This is a genomic window from Microbacterium sp. P5_E9 (genome assembly GCF_054049175.1).
In genome coordinates this window covers 1-531 of record NZ_JBFUMV010000142.1, presented here as the reverse complement: position 1 = coordinate 531, position 531 = coordinate 1, and the positions used below count along the sequence as shown (strand labels likewise).

At 71.5% G+C, this 531-nt stretch carries 1 protein-coding gene; it reads left to right on the top strand.

The genetic code is table 11. The features are described from left to right. Positions 1-531 (top strand): ABC transporter ATP-binding protein (locus tag ACXJ3V_RS20680; protein ID WP_457102231.1); only part of this gene is annotated, 531 nt, incomplete at both ends.

Below are 531 nucleotides of genomic sequence, written 5' to 3'. Positions count from 1 at the left end.
GGCCAGAAGTACGCGATCCTCGGCYCCAACGGGGCCGGCAAGACGACGCTCTTCAACGCCATCACGGGCGACTTCCCGCCGACCGCGGGGCGCATCCATTTCTTCGGCGAGGACATCACCGAACTGCCGCCGCACGACCGCATCCGCAAGGGCCTGCGCCGCACCTACCAGTCCTCGCTGCTGTTCCGCGACCTGACGGTTCGCGACAACCTGTTCCTCGCGGTGCGCGGTGTCGCCAGCGGCCGCTTCAGTTTCCTGCGCGCGCGCGTCGGGCATGCCTCGACCCGCGCCACCCGCGACCTGCTCGAGCGCGCGCGCCTGAGCCACATCGCCGACGAGCGGGTCGCCAACCTGGCGCACGGGCAGCAGCGCCAGCTGGAGATCGGCATGGCGCTGGCCGGCGCACCGCGTCTGATCCTGTTCGACGAGCCGGCCGCGGGCCTGTCGCCGGTCGAGCGGCGCGAACTGGTCGCGCTGCTGGGCTCGCTGCCGGCGCACATGAGCTTCGTGCTGATCGAGCACGACCTCGAC